This window comes from Streptomyces azureus, assembly GCF_001270025.1.
Lineage (GTDB): Bacteria > Actinomycetota > Actinomycetes > Streptomycetales > Streptomycetaceae > Streptomyces > Streptomyces azureus.
Genome location: NZ_DF968185.1, coordinates 1 through 17,478, shown reverse-complemented (window position 1 = coordinate 17,478; position 17,478 = coordinate 1). Strand labels below are relative to the sequence as shown.

Annotated in this window: 12 protein-coding genes; 7 read left to right on the top strand and 5 right to left on the bottom strand. The window is 71.1% G+C overall.

The genetic code is table 11. The annotated features are described in order from the left end of the window. Positions 1-61: 61 nt before the first annotated feature. From AOQ53_RS00060 to AOQ53_RS00045, 4 genes are all read left to right on the top strand, one after another. Entirely contained in the window at positions 62-1,063 is a 1,002-nt protein-coding gene (locus AOQ53_RS00060) for an NAD-dependent epimerase/dehydratase family protein (RefSeq protein ID WP_099054496.1), read from the top strand. Between the two features lie 85 nt (positions 1,064-1,148). Then, positions 1,149-2,408 carry a sensor histidine kinase gene (locus tag AOQ53_RS00055; protein ID WP_059413750.1) on the top strand — a complete coding sequence of 420 codons (1,260 nt, stop codon included), beginning with the start codon at positions 1,149-1,151 and terminating at the stop codon, positions 2,406-2,408. After that, a complete protein-coding gene (locus tag AOQ53_RS00050; protein WP_059413671.1) occupies positions 2,399-3,052 on the top strand; it encodes a LuxR C-terminal-related transcriptional regulator in 654 nt (217 codons plus the stop codon). Before AOQ53_RS00055 ends, AOQ53_RS00050 begins: the two co-directional genes overlap by 10 nt. Positions 3,053-3,255: 203 nt before the next feature. After that, the gene (locus tag AOQ53_RS00045) at positions 3,256-4,785 is read left to right on the top strand and encodes a DUF1996 domain-containing protein (protein WP_059413669.1); all 1,530 of its coding nucleotides are present in this window, start codon (positions 3,256-3,258) and stop codon (positions 4,783-4,785) included. Positions 4,786-4,853: 68 nt separating this feature from the next. On the opposite strand, the gene AOQ53_RS00040 is transcribed toward AOQ53_RS00045, so the two are convergent. Beyond that, on the bottom strand, positions 4,854-5,300 hold the full coding sequence (locus AOQ53_RS00040; protein ID WP_078945074.1) for a hypothetical protein: 447 nt from the start codon (positions 5,298-5,300) through the stop codon (positions 4,854-4,856). A 146-nt stretch (positions 5,301-5,446) separates the two neighbouring features. Here AOQ53_RS00040 and AOQ53_RS00035 point away from each other — a divergent pair, with 146 nt between their 5' ends. From AOQ53_RS00035 to AOQ53_RS00025, 3 genes are all read left to right on the top strand, one after another. Beyond that, complete coding sequence (locus AOQ53_RS00035; RefSeq protein WP_059413666.1) at positions 5,447-5,974, top strand: tetratricopeptide repeat protein; 528 nt, start codon at positions 5,447-5,449, stop codon at positions 5,972-5,974. Positions 5,975-6,022: 48 nt separating this feature from the next. Beyond that, a complete protein-coding gene (locus AOQ53_RS00030) occupies positions 6,023-7,984 on the top strand; it encodes a hypothetical protein (protein ID WP_059413664.1) in 1,962 nt (653 codons plus the stop codon). A 93-nt stretch (positions 7,985-8,077) separates the two neighbouring features. Then, the gene (locus AOQ53_RS00025) at positions 8,078-8,767 is read left to right on the top strand and encodes a TetR/AcrR family transcriptional regulator (RefSeq protein WP_099054495.1); all 690 of its coding nucleotides are present in this window, start codon (positions 8,078-8,080) and stop codon (positions 8,765-8,767) included. Between the two features lie 6 nt (positions 8,768-8,773). Here AOQ53_RS00025 and AOQ53_RS00020 read toward each other — a convergent pair whose 3' ends face one another. The 4 genes from AOQ53_RS00020 to AOQ53_RS00005 form a co-directional block, all read right to left on the bottom strand. Further along, positions 8,774-9,130, bottom strand: coding sequence for a 5-carboxymethyl-2-hydroxymuconate Delta-isomerase (locus AOQ53_RS00020; protein ID WP_059413659.1), 357 nt, complete (start codon positions 9,128-9,130; stop codon positions 8,774-8,776). A 30-nt stretch (positions 9,131-9,160) separates the two neighbouring features. Beyond that, on the bottom strand, positions 9,161-10,780 hold the full coding sequence (locus AOQ53_RS00015; protein WP_059413657.1) for a fused response regulator/phosphatase: 1,620 nt from the start codon (positions 10,778-10,780) through the stop codon (positions 9,161-9,163). Between the two features lie 72 nt (positions 10,781-10,852). Then, positions 10,853-16,279 carry a pullulanase-type alpha-1,6-glucosidase gene (gene pulA, locus AOQ53_RS00010; protein ID WP_059413655.1) on the bottom strand — a complete coding sequence of 1,809 codons (5,427 nt, stop codon included), beginning with the start codon at positions 16,277-16,279 and terminating at the stop codon, positions 10,853-10,855. 208 nt (positions 16,280-16,487) lie between these two features. After that, a partial coding sequence (locus tag AOQ53_RS00005; protein WP_059413652.1) for an alpha amylase C-terminal domain-containing protein occupies positions 16,488-17,478 on the bottom strand: 991 nt, incomplete at its 5' end.

Sequence of the window (17,478 nt, the reverse complement as noted above, 5' to 3'; positions counted from 1 at the left end):
CCCGTCTGCTGACGGCAGATCCCCGTTCCGTCCCGTCTCCCCGGCGGGCAGAGTCAGCGGCATGAGACTTCTGATGCTGGGTGGTACGGAGTTCGCCGGCAGGGCCGTCGTGGAGGCGGCCCTGGGGCGGGGCTGGGAGGTGGCCGTCTTCCACCGGGGGCGGCACGAGGCGCCACCGGGCGTGCGGTCGCTGCTCGGCGACCGCACCGCGCCCGACGGTCTGGCCGCCCTCGCCGAGGACCGGGGCGAGTGGGACGTCGTCGTCGACACCTGGTCGGCGGCGCCCCGCGCGGTGCGGGACGCGGCGCGGCTGCTGCGGGGCCGCGCCCGCCGGTACGTCTACGTGTCGAGCTGCTCGGTGTACGCGTGGGCCCCGCCCGCCGGATACGGCGAGGACGCGCCCCTGGTGGAGGGCGCGTCGGCCGACGCGGACGAGACCGACTACCCGCGGGACAAGCGCGGCGGCGAACTGGCCGTCCTGGACGCCTTCGGCGAGGACCGGTCGGTGCTGGCACGGGCCGGGCTGCTCCTCGGCCCGTACGAGAACATCGGCCGGCTGCCCTGGTGGCTGGCCCGGACGGCGCGCGGCGGACCGGTGCTGGCCCCGGGCCCGCGCGACCTGCCCCTCCAGTACGTGGACGTCCGTGACCTCGCCGAGTGGATCCTGCACGCGGCCGAGCGGGAGCTGAGCGGGCCGTACAACCTGATGAGCCCGCAAGGACACACCACTATGGGCACGTTGCTGGACACGTGTGTCCGGGTCACCGGCGGCGGCGCCGAACTTCGGTGGACCGAGCCCGAGGTGATCCTCGATGCCGGCATCGCGCCATGGACCGAGCTGCCGGTGTGGGTGCCCCCGGGCAGCGACCTGCACGACGCCCTGCACGGCGCGGATGTCTCGCGGGCGCTCGGGGCGGGGCTGAACTGCCGGCCCGTCGAGGAGACCGTGGCCGACACCTGGCGGTGGCTCCAGGACGCCGGCGGCGTGGCACCCCAGCGCCCGGACCGGCCGCGCCCGGGCCTCGACCCGGAGGTGGAGGCGAAGGTGCTCGGGACGGGCTGAGGCGTGAGGGGTGTAGGTAGCACCACCCCCCGACCGGGTGTTCCGGCCCAGTGACCCCGGCACCCCGCTCGGCGAGACTGACTCCATGACCATCGACACGAAGAACGGCAACGGGCGTACGAAGGGGCGGGGCGTCGCGCTCGCCGCGATGCGGGGGCTGGGGGTCGCCCTCGTGTCCCTGCCGGGGGCGGTGCTGTGCTTATGCCTGTCCCTCGTCTCCCTCGCACTCATCCCGATCGGGATCGGGCTCGTCACGACGCCGTACGTGCTGACGATGGTGCGGGCGTTCGCGAACTGGCGGCGGGCGCTCGCGGCGGAGTGGGGCGGGGTGCGGATACCTCCGGCGTACCGGCCGCTGCCGAGGAACGCCAACCCGTGGACGCGCACCTTCGGGATGCTGCGCGACCCGGCGACCTGGCGGGACCTGAGGTGGCTGCCGGTCGACATGACGGCGGGGTTCCTCACCGCACTGCTGCCGGCCGTGCTGTGGCTGTACCCGCTGGAGGGTTTCGCGATCGCGGCCGGGCTGTGGCGGGTCTTCCCCGACGGGTACTGGTACGGGTTCGTACCGGTCACCGGTCAGGTGTCCGCGCTCGGCGCCGCCGCCCTGGGCCTCGTCATCCTCTTCTTCGCGCACTTCCTCACCCCGCGCCTGCTGGACGCCCACTTCCGGCTCACCCGGGCCGTCCTCGGCTCGAACCAGCGCGAACTGGCCGAGCGCGTACGGGTTCTGACCGCGACGCGGCGGGACGCGGTCGACTCCTCCGCCGCCGAGCTGCGGCGCATCGAACGGGACCTGCACGACGGGGCCCAGGCCCGTCTGGTGGCGGTCGGCATGGACCTGGGCACCATCGAGGCGCTCCTCGACAAGGACCCGGCCAAGGCCAAGGAGCTGATCGCGCAGGCCCGCACGTCCTCGGTCGAGGCACTGGCCGAGCTGCGCGAGCTGGTGCGCGGCATCCATCCGCCGGTCCTGGCCGAGCGCGGACTGGGTGACGCCGTACGGGCGCTGGCGCTGCGGCTGCCGGTGGCCGCCGAGGTGAACGTGGACCTGCCCGGGCGGGCGGAGGCGCCCGTGGAGTCGGCCGCGTACTTCGCCGTGAGCGAGGTGCTCACCAACGCCGTGAAGCACTCCGGCGCCGACCGGATCTGGGTCGACCTGCACCACGCGGACGGCCATCTGCGGGCGACCGTCACCGACAACGGCAAGGGAGGTGCGGTGATCGAGGCCGGTTCCGGGCTGGCCGGGGTGGAGCGGCGACTGGGTACATTCGACGGCGTCCTGGCCGTCAGCAGCCCCGCGGGCGGTCCCACCATGGTCACCATGGAGATCCCTTGCGCGTAGTCCTGGCCGAAGACCTCTTCCTGCTGCGCGACGGACTCGTCCGGCTGCTCCAGGCGCACGACTTCGAGATCGTGGCGGCCGTCGAGTCCGGTCCCGAACTGGCCGCCGCGCTGGCCGAGCTGCAACCGGACGTCGCCGTGGTCGACGTCCGCCTGCCGCCCACGCACACCGACGAGGGACTTCAGTGCGCGCTCGACGCCCGCAGGAAACGGCCCGGGCTGCCGGTGCTGGTGCTCTCCCAGCACGTGGAGCGGCTGTACGCGCGTGAGCTGCTCGCCGACGGCAGCGGCGGCGTCGGATACCTGCTGAAGGACCGGGTGTTCGACGCCGAGCAGTTCGTGGACGCGGTACGGCGGGTCGCCGCCGGTGGTACGGCGATGGATCCGCAGGTCATCCAGCAGCTGCTGGCTCGACAGGCGGGCGACGGCCGGCCGCTGGCCCGGCTGACTCCCCGCGAGCGGGAGGTGCTGGAGCTGATGGCGCAGGGCCGGTCCAACGCGGCGATAGCGGGAAGGCTGGTCGTGACGGAACGGGCGATCGCCAAGCACACCGCGAACATCTTCGCCAAACTGGGTCTGGAGGTCTCGGACGACGACAACCGGCGCGTGCTGGCCGTTCTCGCGTATCTCGACCACGGCCGGTGAAACCGGACCTGCTTATTCACCCGCTGTCGGGGATCAACAACTCCCGGTGCGTAAGACGCTGTTGAGGACACAGCTCCCTCACGAATCTGGCATCAATTTCCGAGACATCTGAACACCCCTGGGACGGCCTCCGTATGGAAGGGAGCCGCTTCACTCCTGTCGGGCGCCTCGATGCCCCCGAAAAAGGAAGTCAGAGGAGTTCCATGGGACGCAACACAAGAAAACGCCGGACGCCGCTGGCCACCAAGGCCGTAGCCGCATCGGCGGCCCTAGCGCTCGGTGGGGGCGGGCTGATCTGGGCAAACTTCTACGCCTCGGCGCACGAGGAGAACTCGGCGAACCAGACGAAGGCCGCGGGTGCGCAGATCGCCACGATCCAGTGCCCGGACGTCGGACAGAAGCTGACCGACGTGCCGGACGGCGCTCGCCAGGGGGTGGACAAGGAGCTGGCGAACCTCGACAAGCAGATCAGCGAGGCCTACACCCGGCTCGCCTCCACGCGTCAGGCCCAGGCCGGTGACCCGGGCTTCGTCAACAACGCCATCCTCGGCCCGCTGAAGTCCAAGCGGGTCGCGGCGATCGACCGGATCGGCATCAACATCCGGCGGGTGGGTGGCCAGGCCCCGGACAACCTCGCCCAGCTGGCCGAGTGCAAGGGCATGGCCGCCGACGCGAACACCAACGACGGCAACCCCGGGGGCGGTCAGAACAACGACGGTCAGGACCAGGGCCAGGACAACGGCGGTCAGGACCAGGGCCAGGACAACGGCCAGGACCAGGGTCAGGGCGGCAACGGCGGTCAGGCCGACAACGGCCCCGCGGCGGGCGACTTCATCAACATCGAGGACGTCCAGCCCAACTCCCGCAACCTGCCGAACGGTCTCGCGGCGAACGGCGAGGGCGGTTCCACGGGCTCGTTCACCACGAACTGCGGCACCAACGAGAACGAGAACCGCAACTCGGACAACGTGATCGTGGCGCCCGGCGTCTCCAACGGCGCGCAGCACCAGCACGACTACGTCGGCAACCAGGACAACGACGCGTTCACCAGCGACGAGCAGTTCCTCCAGGCCGACACCAGCTGCCAGAACCAGGGCGACAAGTCGACGTACTACTGGCCGGTCCTCCGTGTCCAGGACGGACAGAACGAAGTCGACGCGAACGCCCCCGGTGGCGGTCAGGACGGCAACGTCGGCACGATCCAGCAAGTCGCCCAGGTCGAGCTGAAGTTCGTCGGCAACAAGAAGAGCGACGTTGTCGCGATGCCGACGGCCCTGCGCATCATCACCGGTGACGCCAAGGCCTTCACCAACGGCCTCAAGAACGCCAACACCTCATGGAGCTGCACAGGCTTCGAGGACCGGCAGGTGACGGACAAGTACCCGATCTGCCCCGAGGGCAGCTCCGTGGTGCGGACGTCCAACTTCCAGAGCTGCTGGGACGGTCAGAACATCGACAGCGCCAACCACCGTGACCACGTGGCCTTCGTCCAGGCGGACGGCAGCTGCCCCCAGGGGTTCCAGGCGATCCCCCAGCTGCAGGCCAAGCTGGTCTACGACATCCCGGCCCCGCAGATCGAGAACGGGCAGGTGCAGAACGCGTACGCGCTCGACGGCTTCCCGGAGCAGCTGCACAAGCCGATCACCGACCACAACGACTTCATCAACTTCTTCGACGAGAACGTGATGAACGAGATGGTCCAGTGCATCAACAACGGCGAGGACTGCCAGTAGTCCGCACGTAAGTGAAAGCCGGCGGTGGGAATTCCCACCGCCGGCTTTCGCCTGCCCGGCCCGCGCGGTCAGCCGTGGTTGCTGCCACTGTCGTGGTTGCCGCTGTTGTGACTGCCACCGGGATTCATGTGCTCGGAGCCTTCCTCCATGGTCCCGCCGAGGGTGCCCTGGAGCGCCATGACCGTCTTCTCCTCACCGACGGCGACCCACTTGCGGCCGACCAGGTAGTAGCCGCCGTAGTCCTTCGCCCCGTTCAGCCACTCGCGCTGCCCGCGGTCGGTGGCGAAGGTCGCGAGGACGTACTTCTCCTTGCCCTTCTTGCACAGGGCCTGGCGGATGGTGTCGGCGTCGGTCTGCATGTTCGGCTTGCACTTGGCCTCGGCCGCGATGTGCTCCAGGCTGCCGGTCGCCGTCTCCGGCACGGCCGCCTCGCCCTTGCCGCCGGATCCGCAGCCGGTCAGCGCCAGTATCGCCACCGCGCCGCTCAGCGCGAGCATCGGTCGGGTCACCCTCATCTGTTCCTCCGGTCCTTGTCACGGCACGGTCCGGACGCATGCCGCACGGAGCCCCGGCAAGAGGCTCTCGCCTTCGATACGGCTGTGGCGGGCGCAGCGCTCAAATCCGGGTGCGACCGTAGGCACGTCCGTGCGAGTGTGTCCCGGTGGACCAGGACTGGGAAGATCGCGTGACCGCCCTGTGGGACCGGTTCGACGACTACGCCGAAACCGAGGAGGACGAGGCCCGCTTCCGTGCCGACGTCGACGCCCTCGTCGCCGAGCTGCCGGAGGGCAGCCCGCTCGGGCCGTTCGAACAGGCCTGTGCCTGGGACTCCACGGGCCGCTCGGACTTGGCGGTCCCGCTGTACCGGGAGGCGCTCGGGCTCGGCCTCGCCGACGTCAGCCCCTACAAGGCCCGCCGGACGAAGATCCAGCTGGCCAGTTCCCTGCGGAACATCGGGCAGGCAGCGGAGGGCGTCAAGCTCCTCGAAGCCGAGCTGGACGCTCCGTCCGACGAACTGGACGACCCGGTGCGCGCGACGCTCGCGCTGTGCCTGTCCAGCCTGGGTCGCGATCGCGAGGCGCTGTCGCTGGCCCTGGGCGCCCTGGCCCCGCACCTGCCGCGCTACCAGCGGTCGATGGCGAACTACGCCCGGCTGCTCGTGGAGCCCGGGGAGCAGCCGGGGGCGTGACGCCCCGTGGTCAGGTGACCATCCTCCGATTCGCTCGTTCTGCTGAACGTGCAGTCACAGGATGTCGCCCAGCGCCCCGCGCCCCCTTCCTCCGCCGGCCCGGTCGTCGATGTCGAGCAGGCCGAGGCCGCGCTCGTCGAGCACTATCCGCGGCTCGTGCGGCTCGCCTATCTGGTGCTGCCGCCCGGCCTGGGCCGCAGCAGGCGCGTCCTCACCGCACACGCCCTCGCCCAGCGCGCACTCCCCCGCAACCGCACACCGGCGCCGGTGATCCCGGCCCAGCACGGGGGTCCCCCCTGCTCGAGCGGAGTCGAGAGCTTGGGGGACGGCCGTGACGGCGACCCGGGCTACGCCCTGGTCCGTCTCCAGGTGCTGCGTATGGCGCTGGAGGCGGGGCTGCCACTGAAGCGCAAGGCTTGGCCGAAGCGGTCCCAGCTGCCGCCGGTGCTGCCGCAGGTGTGGGGCCTGAAGCTGTTCCCGCGGTCCGGCGGCGCCGAGGAACTCGCCCTGGATCAGCGGCTGTCCACCCTGTCCGGCCCGGCCCGGGCCGCGTACGCGCTGCGCGGCCTGGAGCGGCTGGCGGACGACGGAGTACGCAAGGTGCTCACGGCCGCGGGGGTCGCCGACGCGGACGGTGCGCTGCTGGAGGCCGACGGGATCCCCGCGCAGTACGGACTGCTCGACTCCTCCGAGTTCGACCCGTGCTCGCTCCAGGCCCGCCCCACCGACCTGATGCGGCGCCGCCAGCACCTGAAGGCCGCGCTGGCCGCCGGGGCGGCCCTGCTGGTGTGCGGGGCGCTGCTGGGTCTGCCCGGCGAGGGCTGGGGCCCCGACGGCGCCGCCGCGCCGCCGTACGCGCGGAACCCGGCCGCCCAGGCCGCCCTGGACCCGGCGAAACTGACCAGGGTCTCCCCCACCGCGTGGCGCGGCTCGGCGCGCACCGACTTCTCGGTGTGGCCGGCCCGCGGCGACCTCACCGGCGACTCGTCCCTGCTGCGCCGCGCCCTGACCGTCTGGGCCCGCCCGGGCGAGACGGTCCGGGTGTCCGCGACGCCGGGCACCCCGTCCGGCGGCCCGGCCGGACCGCCCCAGTTGCTGTACGCGGGGACGGTCGACGTGGCGCGCGTGGTGATCCTCTACGACGGTCTGCGCATCGCCCGGTACGCCGAGCCGAAGGAGGGCACACAGGGCGCCGCCCTCGACTTCGCCCGGGTCGACGGCGCGGGCCGGGCCGAGGCGGGCGCGGTGGTCCTGGGCCGGGCCGACGGCAACGTCCGCTATCTGACCGCCCCTTGGGTGAAGAAGGCGGGCGAGCGGGACCTGATGAAGCCGGGCTCCGGCGCGATGGACCTGGCCCTCACGGACGGTGTGACCGCGCCGCTGGCCAGTCCGGTTCTGCGGTCCGGCGCGTGTACGTCGTGGAACGTGCTGCAACTGACCGACGGCACGAAAACGCGGCTGCTGACCGACCTCGGCGAACTGGTCCCGGCCCGGCTCACCGCCGGACGGCCCGGCTCCCCGGGCGAGGCGTCCGGCGCCGAGGCGCTGCGCACCTGGGGGCCGTTCGCCTGCTCGCTGGGCACGGTGCGCTCCGCGGGTGTGCGGAGCGTCAGCGCCTGGGCGTTCAACGAGCAGCCGCTGCCGGACGCGAGCGGCTCGGCCGCGTGGGTGTGCACCCGGGCCGAGACCTGGCGGGGCGGCGGGGCGCGGGTGCTGGCCCAGTTCCACACGCCGGGCGGCACGTACGGGGCGGTGGCGGCGAAGGCCGAGAACGTTCTCGCGTGCGGCGCGCGCCAGCCGCATGTGCTGGCCGGAGTGCTGTGGAAGTCAAAGGCGGGCGACTGGTATCTGCTGGCCGCCGGCAGCCGGGAGACCGCCTCGATCCGGGCGACGGGCGGGGTCGGCGGGTCATCGCAGACAAATCTGCTGACCGTGCCGGCCGAGCGGGGGGCGCGGGCCGAGCTGAAGGGAACACTGCGGGACGGGCGTTCGATCGGCGGGCTGCGCTGAGCGGCGGCTGAGGCGCCCGGCCGGCGCACTCGGGTGACCATCCCCGACCGATCCGATCCGTTCGAGGCCGGAATCGATCGGTAAGGTGTTCGCATGACTACCGGGGTTCGCCGCAGATTGGGAGTCGAGGAGCGGCGGCAGCAGTTGATCGGCGTCGCCCTCGAACTGTTCAGCCGCCGCTCGCCCGACGAGGTCTCCATCGACGAGATAGCGACGGCCGCGGGCATCTCACGCCCGTTGGTCTACCACTACTTTCCCGGCAAACTCAGCCTGTACGAGGCCGCGTTGAAGCGGGCCTCGGACGATCTCGCGGCCCGGTTCGTGGAGCCGCACGACGGGCCGCTGGGGGCGCGGCTGCTGCGTGTGATGCGCCGCTTCTTCGACTTCGTGGACGAGCACGGCCCCGGTTTCTCCGCCCTCATGCGCGGCGGTCCGGCGGTCGGCTCCTCGACGACCAACGCGCTCATCGACTCCGTACGGCAGGCCGCGTATGTCCAGATCCTTTCGCACCTGGGCGTGACCGATCCGCCCGCGCGGCTGGAACTGGTCGTGCGTTCCTGGATCTCGCTCGCCGAGTCGACGGCGCTGATCTGGCTGGACGGCCGGCGCATCCCGCGGGCCGAGCTGGAGGTCCAGCTCGTCCACGACTTCGCCGCGCTCACCGCCGTCAGCGCCGCCCAGGACGCGGAGATGGCCGCCCTGCTGCGCCGCATCGCCCAGGAGGAGCCGGCCGACGGCCCGTTCGCCAACCTGACCGGCCGCTTGCCGGCGCTGGCGACCTGAGACGGCTCAGCTCTCGAACTTCCGGTAGGACGCGTCCAGTTCGCGCACCTCGGCGGAGGCGTGCAGCGCGCGTCCCTCGGCGGCCTTCAGGTAGGTGCGCAGCAACTCCAGGGTGGCCTCGGTGAGCCGGGCCCTGGTCTCCTCCGTGCGGCCGGCGAGCAGCGCGATGTGGACGTGCACATGGGCGTGCCCCTCGGTCTCGGGGCCGACCACGACGTCCTCGGTCCGGCGGAACCGGGTCTTGCACGCGGACGGCTTGGCGGCCGCGATCTCGACCGTCGCCTCGTGCAGCGCCTTCGCGAACCCGGGCCGGTCGAAGTCGTCCGCGAGGTCGGCGGAATAGTCGACGGTGATCTGCGGCATGAGCACTCCTCTTCTGGGCGGCGGACTGGCTCACCCTAACCGCAGCGCCAGCATCGCGATGTCGTCCTCCCGGTCCCGGCCGAAACAGCCGAGCAGCACGTCGCAGAGGGTGTCGAGGCCGGCCGGGGCGTCTGCCGCGGCCGTGCGGAGCTGTTCCAGGGAGGTCTCCAGGGGAGTGCCGCGGGTCTCGATGAGGCCGTCGGTGACCATGAGGAGGCGGTCGGTGGGGGCCAGGTGCCGCTCGGTCGGCGCGGGCCGGTCCAGGCCCAGCCCGAGCAGCGGACCGCACGCGTCGACGTACTCGGCACCGCCCCCGTCGCTCAGGATCAACGGCGGGATGTGACCGGCGTTGGCGATCCGCACCCGCCCGCTGCCGGGATCGACCAGGGCCAGGCACACGGTGGCCGTGACGTCGGGGTGGTACTGCTGGAGCATCCGGTCGAGCCGCCCGGCCAGCACCACCGGGTCGCTCTCGGTCACGCAGTAGGCGCGCAGCGCGTGCCGGATCTCGACCATGACGGTGGCCGCGTCCAGCGAGTGCCCGACGACGTCCCCGACGGCGGTGAGCACGCCCTCACCGGTACGCAGGGCCGCGTAGAAGTCGCCGCCGATCTCGGTCTGCCGGGAGGCGGGCACATAGCGGACGACGATGTCGACGCCGGGCAGATGCGGCAGCTTGTGCGGCTGGGGCAGGAAGCTGCGCTGGAGGGTGAGGGCGACATGCCGCTCCACCCGGTACAGCAGCAGCGGCTCGGCGGCGAGCGCGCAGGCTTGGGCGAGGCGGGCGAGCAGCCCGTCGGCCGCGGGGTCGGTGATCGCGGCGCGCCGTACGGGCGTGGCGAGGCAGACCGCCGTCCGGCCGTCCTGGGCGGTCGCCACGGTCAGGCGGGCGTCCTCCTCGACGCCCGGCCGGAACATCCCGGCCGGCCACAGCGGCGCGGGGACGACGGTGCTGGTGACGCCCGTACGGCCCTCCGCGAGCCGGGTGACGAGCCGTGCCGCCGCCTGGTGCGCGCCGCTGTCCGCCGGTGCGGGGCGGCACCGGGCCGTGCCCCGGTACGGCTCGCCGTCCGGGCCGATCACGAACACCACGGCGGGCGAGTCGGTGAGGTGTGCGGCGCCTTCGGCGGCCGCGGCGCCGAGTTCTCGCGGGCAGCGGGCGGCCTGCACGGTGACGATGGCCTCGGACAGCAGCGTCAGACGGTGGACGGCGGTCTCGGCGCCCGTGCTGCGGCGGGCACCGCGCACTGCGGCCCGTACGACGGCCTGGATCTCCTGCGGCTCGGCGGGCACGGTCAGATAGGCGTCGCCGCCCGCGTCCAGTCCCCGGCACCGGTCGCCGGGCGCGGTCGCGGCGGCGGAGAAGTGCACGACGGGCAGTGCGGCCATGGGCGGCCGGGCCCGGAGCCGACGGCACAGTTCGAAGCCGCTCATGTCCGGCAGGCCCACGTCGACGAGGGCCACGTCGGGCAGGGTGCCGTCCCGCAGCCGGACGTCGAGTTCGACGAGCGCCTCGCCGCCGCTGGCGACCGGCACGACCTGGTGGCCGGCCCGGCTCAGCACCGCTCCCATGGCGTACCGGCTGGCCGCGACGTCGTCCACGACCAGCACGGTGATGCCTGGGGTCTGCTGCGTGCCGTTGCCGTACATCTCGACTGCCCCTCGGGGCGTACCTGGGTGGGCAGACCGTCGGTCGCGGCCTGCCCACCCAACGTAGTGCGGTTATCCGGCGGACCGGGTGAAGACGGCGACCGTGCGCCCCGGAACGGCGAACGTGCCCGATTCCGCCGCGTAGGAGGACGACTTGACGATAGGGTCCGCCCCCGCCGCCTGCGCCGGGTGCAGCCGGTAGCCGGACCCGGCGAGTGCCGGGACGCGCTGTTCCCGCCGCTCGGGCGTGGCGTTGAAGACGACGACGAGGTCACCGAGCCGCATGGTGATCACGCCGGGTGTCTCGTCCTTGCCGGACAGCGGGAAGGAGAGCCGGGACTGCACCTGCTCGGCGGTGCCGAGGGAGAAATCCTGCTCGGTGGTACGGATCCGCAGCAGGTCCCGGTAGGCCGCCGAGGCGCCCTCGATCTGCTCGCAGCCCACCCTGACCTTGCTCAACAGAGGCTTGGCGTAGGGCCACTTGCCGGCGTTGTCGGCCGCCATGGGCAGTCCGCGGCCGAAGCCGTTGCCGTCGGCGCAGTTCCAGTGGACGGCGTTGAACCAGTCGCCGCTGTCGTAGGAGTTGCGGTCCAGGGACTTGGAGCGGAGCAGGTCGGTGCCCGCCTGGGAGAGGGCCGGACCCTGGGACAGGGTGGCCGTCGCCATGGCCAGGACCTGCATCCGGGCCCGGTCGGACGCACTGGTCGTGGCAGGGAGCTTGAAGGCGAGCGCGTCGAACAGGGACTCGTTGTCGTGCGCGTCGGCGTAGGCGAGGGCGTCGCCGGGGGCGTCCGCGTAGCCGGCGGGTGAGCCGTTGTAGTCGACCTCGGATCCCTTGACCTCCTTGCCGCCGGTGTCGGTGAACCGGTAGCCGGCGAGGTTGCCGGACAGCCCGACCTTGATCAGGTCCTGGTAGTGCAGCAGGCGGGCCTTCTGCTCGGCCGGACCGCCGTTGCTCTCCGAGGAGTTGGGGTCGGTGTAGAGGCCGGACGAGAAGCCCTGCACGCCGGGGTCCTCGTCGAAGGGGCCGCCACCGCGCACGGCGTCACGGGCCCGGTCGGAGAAGGTGGCGATGCCCGTGCCGGCCATGTTCTTCTGGGTGGCCTGGACGAACCGGGCGTCGTCGGCGACCTCCCCGAAGTTCCAGCCCTCCCCGTACAGGATGATCTTCTTGCCGTCGACGCCGTCCTTCTGAGGGGTGAGCGCGTCGAGGGCCTTGCGGACCGCGAGGATGTTGGCCTTCGGGTGGTGGCCCATGAGGTCGAAGCGGAAGCCGTCGACCTTGTACTCCCTGGCCCAGGTGACGATCGAGTCGACGACGAGCTTGCCCATCATGGCGTTCTCGGTGGCGGTGTTGGCACAGCAGGTGCTGTTCGCCACCGAGCCGTCGGCGAGGAGCCGCTGGTAGTAGCCCGGGACGATCCGGTCGAGGACGCTCGTCTCCGCCTGGCCGCTCGCCGCGGTGTGGTTGTAGACGACGTCCATGACGACCCGCAGGCCGTCGTCGTTGAGGGCCTTGACCATCTTGCGGAACTCGACCGTACGGGCCGTGCCGTCCGGGTCGGTGGCGTAGGAGCCCTCGGGGACCGTGTAGTGGTACGGGTCGTAGCCCCAGTTGTAGGCGTCCTTCGCGGCGATCTTCCCGACGCACTCCTGCTGCTTGTCCGAGTCGGCCGGGTAGGAGGCCAGGTCACAGTCGACGCCCGCCTGGTCGGCCTTGCGCTCCGGGATGGTGGCGATGTCGAAGGCGGGCAGGAGATGGACGTACGAGGTGCCGGCTTTCGCCAGCTCGCGCAGGTGCTTGGAGCCGTCGCTCGCCTTGTCGGTGAAGGCCATGTAGGTGCCGGGGTGCTTCGCCGTGCGGTCCTCGACGGAGAAGTCCCGGATGTGCAGTTCCTGGATCTGGGCGTCCTTCATCGGGACGGCCTTGGGCTTGGTGTACGTCGACCAGCCCGCCGGCTTGAGGGCCTTGTCGTCCAGGTCGACGACGAGGCTGCGCTCGGAGTCCGTGGTGAGGGCGACCGCGTAGGGGTCGGTGACCTTGTTGGTGACGACCTTGCGGACGCTGGGCGCCCAGACCTTCACGACGTACCGGTACGGCTTGTTCTTCCAGGACTTCGGGCCGGTGGCGGACCAGACGCCGGTGGTGTCGTCGCGTTTCATCGGCACGGTGGAGTCGCCGAGCTCCAGTGCCACGGACTGCGCGGTCGGTGCCCACACCGACAGCGTGGGGCGGCCCCGGGAGAACGTCGGCCCCAGGTCGGCCTTCGTCGCGTCGTACAGGTCGTCGAGCACACCGGCGATCTGCACACCGGTCGCGGCCAGGACGGCCCCTCCCCCAGAGCCGAATGCCTGGGAGGTGCCCCCAGCCGCCCGCTGCGTGGCGACGACCTGGCCGCGCAGGGCCTGGCGGACCCGGTCGCGGTCGCGCGGGTCGACGGTCCAGGCGGCGTAGTCCTTCAAGTGCGGAAACCTCGCCTTCTGGGCATCGGTGAGGGTGCTCTGTGACAGACGGAGCCACTTCTCGTCGTCGCTGGTCAGCGCGCCGTCCTGCACCGCGATCGAGCCGTCCCGGCTGTACAGCAGCTGGGTGGAGGCGGCGGCCTCGGAGCCGTTCCAGGCGACGGTGTTCCGGTCGATCCAGACCGCCTTGGACGTGGTCAGGTCGAGCGCGGCCGAGGTGCCCGCGGGCTGCGGGAGCAGGTACTTCTCCTGGCCGCTCAACAGCCACACCTCGTGGCCGCTCGCCCGGAGGTCGAGCGACTGGTCGGCGGGCAGGTCCTTCTCGTCGCCCTTGTGGATGATGTAGCTGAGGCTGGTGGCACCGTCGCTGAGCGGTACCTCGAAGACCGCACCATACGTATCAGTCTTGACCGGCTTCAGGGGGTTCGACCACTCGGTGGGGTGCGCGGCGCCCGTCCAGACGTGGAGGCCCCAGCCGTCGTAGTTCCCGTCGGCGCGGTGGTAGTGCAGGACGGCCTTGGTCCTGTCGGGCGCCGGGTGGTCCGGGCGCTCGGTCGTGACGGTCTCCTCGCCCTGCTCGATCCAGACCTCGCCGTTCTTGGTGACGTCGATGGTGCGGTCGGTGGCGACGTCCTTGTCGCCGTCCTTGTCGACGACGAGGAAGCCGACGGTCGAGGCGCCGGGCTTGAGCTTGACGTAGGCGAAGGCTCCGTAGGCGTCGCGGCCGGTGAAAGGGTGGCTGTCGGGCCATGGTGTGGCCTCGCCGTCGGCGAGGTCGCCCCAGGCGTACAGGCCCCAGTCGGCGTAGTTCCCGTCGGCGCGCTTGTAGTGGACGATCGCGTAGTCGCGGGAGGAGGCGCCGGGCGGCTCCTCGGCGGGCGGGGTGCCGGTGGTGGATGCGGCCAGGGCGCTCGCGGTGCGGCCGGCCGAGTCGACCACGACGGCCTTGTAGCGCAGGGCCGTGCCGGGCGGTACGTCCTCGGTGACGGTCTGGGTGACCTTGTACGGGGCGTGGTCGGCGGAGCCGAGGACCTGCCACTTTCCGTTGCCGGTCTGGGCGGCGAAGACGACACGGTTGAGCTGTCCGCCGTCGACGTCCGCGGTGACCTCGACCGTGCCGGTGGCTCCGGCCGCCGGGGCCTTCAGTGTGATCGTCGGCTCGGTGGCGGGCGCGGCGAGCCTGCCGACCGCCTTGAGGACGATCGCCGAGCCGGGCGGGACGGTGACGGTGAGCTTGCTGTCGCCGTCGCTCCTCAGGGAGGCGTCGGTGCCGTGGATGCCCCTGAAGGCCATGCCGGCCGAACCGGTCGCGAACGTCGCCGTCTTCGCCTCGTCCGCGTTGTTGACGGCGACGACGTACTCGATGCCGCTCTTGGCGTCGGTGCGGGAGAAGGCGTACACGCCCGGGCCGTCGGCCGCGTACCGCTGCTGCTGGACGCCGTCGGCCAGGGCGGGATGGGCCTTGCGGAGCCCCGCGAGAGCGCTGATCTGGCGGTAGAGCGGTGCTCTCGTGTCGTAGGCGTCCTCGGCGTGGGTGCGGTCGGTGCCGATCCGGTCGTCGTCGAGGTAGTCGGCGGTGCGGGAGGCGAACATGCTCTGCCGGGCGTCCTTGTCGCCGCCCGCGCCGGCGAAGCCCTGCTCGTCGCCGTAGTAGACGACGGGATTGCCGCGGCTGAGGAACATCAGCTCGTTGGCGAACTTGTCCTTGGCGAGGATCTGGGCGTCGGTGGCCTTGGGGTTGTCCTGCTTGAGGAAGTACCCGATCCGGCCCATGTCGTGGTTGCCGAGGAAGGTGACCTGCTCGTACGCGTTCGCCTTGTCGGTCGTGTACTTGTAGTCGTCGCCGAAGACGCTCGCGAGCTTCCGCGCGCTGCCGCCCTGGGAGACGTACTGGCGGGCCGCCTCCTGGAAGGGGAAGTCGAGCGTGGCGTCGAGGCGGCCCCGGGTGACGTACGGGGAGGTGACGTCCGTGTCGGCCGAGTAGACCTCGCCGAACATGAAGAAGTCGTCGCGGCCCTGCCTGGCCGCGTAGGCGTCGAGGGCGGTCGCCCACTGCGTCCAGAACTCCATGTTCACGTGCTTCACGGTGTCGATCCGGAAGCCGTCGATGCCGAAGTCCCGCACCCAGCGCTGGTAGATCCTCTCCATGCCCCGCACGACCTCGGGCCGCTCGGTCCACAGGTCGTCGAGGCCGGAGAAGTCGCCGTGGGTGGAGCTCTCACCGGCGAAGGTGGAGTCGCCGCGGTTGTGGTACATCGTCGGGTCGTTGAGCCACGACGGGACCTTGTCGGTCCTGGTCGCCTTGGGCGTGCGCGGGAAGGAGCCGCTGCCGACCTCGGGGAAGTCCCGCCGCCCGTCCGCGTAGTCGGCGTCGTCGAAGGGCTCGCCGTCCTTGGTCAGGTAAGGGAAGGCGCCCTTGGAGAGGTAGTCGTACGACTTCTCCTCATAGTCGACGACATCCGCCGTGTGGTTGGTGATGACGTCGAAGAAGACCTTCATGCCCTTGGCGTGCGCCTTGGAGATGAGGGTTTCCAGATCCTTGTTGGTTCCGAAGTGCGGGTCGACCTGGGTGAAGTCGGTGATCCAGTAGCCGTGGTAGCCGGCTGAGGCGTTGCTCCCCGTGCCCTGCACGGGCTGGTTCTTGAAGATCGGGGCCATCCAGAGGGCGGTGGTGCCGAGGCCCTTGATGTAGTCGAGCTTCTCGGTCAGGCCCTTGAGGTCGCCGCCCTGGTAGAAGCCCTTGTCGGTGGGGTCGTAACCGGTGGACAGGCGCGAACCGGTCAGGCCGCCCTTGTCGTTGCGTGGGTCGCCGTTGGCGAAGCGGTCCGGAAGGACGAAGTAGAACTGCTCACGGGTGGCGTCGTGGCGGGTGGGCTCGGCTGCGAGCTTCGCGTCGGACGGGGGCGCCGGTGGGGTGGTCGCCCCGGCGGCGAGAGGCTGGACGAGTGCTGCGGTAAGCGCGGTGGCGGTGACCGCAGCGACCCGTCCGGCACGGGAGGTTCGGCGCCTGGACGGCACCGGCCATCTCGGTATCACTGACGTGGACTCCTTGCGATTGCGGCTCTCTCGGGTCCGACCCCGCGCGACCGTATCGCCGCCGAAACGCTTACAGCAAGAGTCCTGAAACCGTTGGAAAGAACTTTCAGCAGGTCGAGTTGGTCTGGGTCAGCAGACCCAGCCGCCACGGGCGGTCGCCCCTCGGGGTTCCCGAGGGGCGAGTGTTCGCGATGCGGGGCCCTCGCGCTCAGCAGTCCGCCCTGCCCGCGTACAGGGCGAGAGCCGTGTTCGCGCCGAGGGTGGCCGTGAGCTGCCCGCCGGAGTTCACCGTCACCGTCGTGTCGTTCTGCACGTCGCAGTACGTCCCCGCCGGCAGCGAGGTCTGGTACGTCCGGGTCAGGGAGGCCGGCTCGTGGTTGATGGCCACGAAGCCCTTGCCGCCCCGGCCGAAGGCGATGGCGTCGCCGCCGTTGTCCCACCAGTCGGTGACCGGCTCGCCGCGTGTGGCGTTGCGGAAGCCGACCATCGACTTGATCTCCGGCCAGTTGTGCTGGCACTTCCAGCCGCCCTGCCAGCAGGCGTTCACCTGGCCGCCGCCGGGCGGGCCGGCGTCGTGGTCGGTGAACTCGTAGCCCGAGTTGATGTCCGGCGCGCCGTAGGGCCAGGCCAGCATGAAGACGTTGGCCAGGGTGTAATGGGCACCGTCCTTGTAGTTCAGGGTGGAGCCGTTGCGCTCGGTGTCGTGGTTGTCGACGAAGACACCGGCCACCGAGCTGTTCATGTACCCCCAGCCCTCGCCGTAGTTCTTCAGATAGGCGAGGTTCTCGTTCTGGAAGACCCGCTTGAGGTCGTACGCGTAACGGAACTCCTGCACATCGCCGTTGCCCGTGTACTCGGTCGGCTGCACGGCCTCTCCGCTGCCGTAGATGACCTCCTGCTTCCAGTACGCCGACGGATCGCTCAGCCGGGACTTGATGTTCGCCAGGTCGGCCGCGTCCATGTGCTTGGCCGCGTCGATGCGGAAGCCGTCGACGCCGAGGGACAGCAAGTCGTTCATGTACCCGGCGATGGCCCCGCGGACGTAGCCCTCCCCCGTGTCCAGGTCGGCGAGGCCCACCAGCTCGCAGCGCTGGACGTTCCAGCGGTCCCGGTAGTTGCCGATCCGGGAGGTGCAGTCGTCGAAGTCGTACGACGAGTACAGGCCGGGGTAGTTGTACTTGGTGTACGACGAGCCGCCG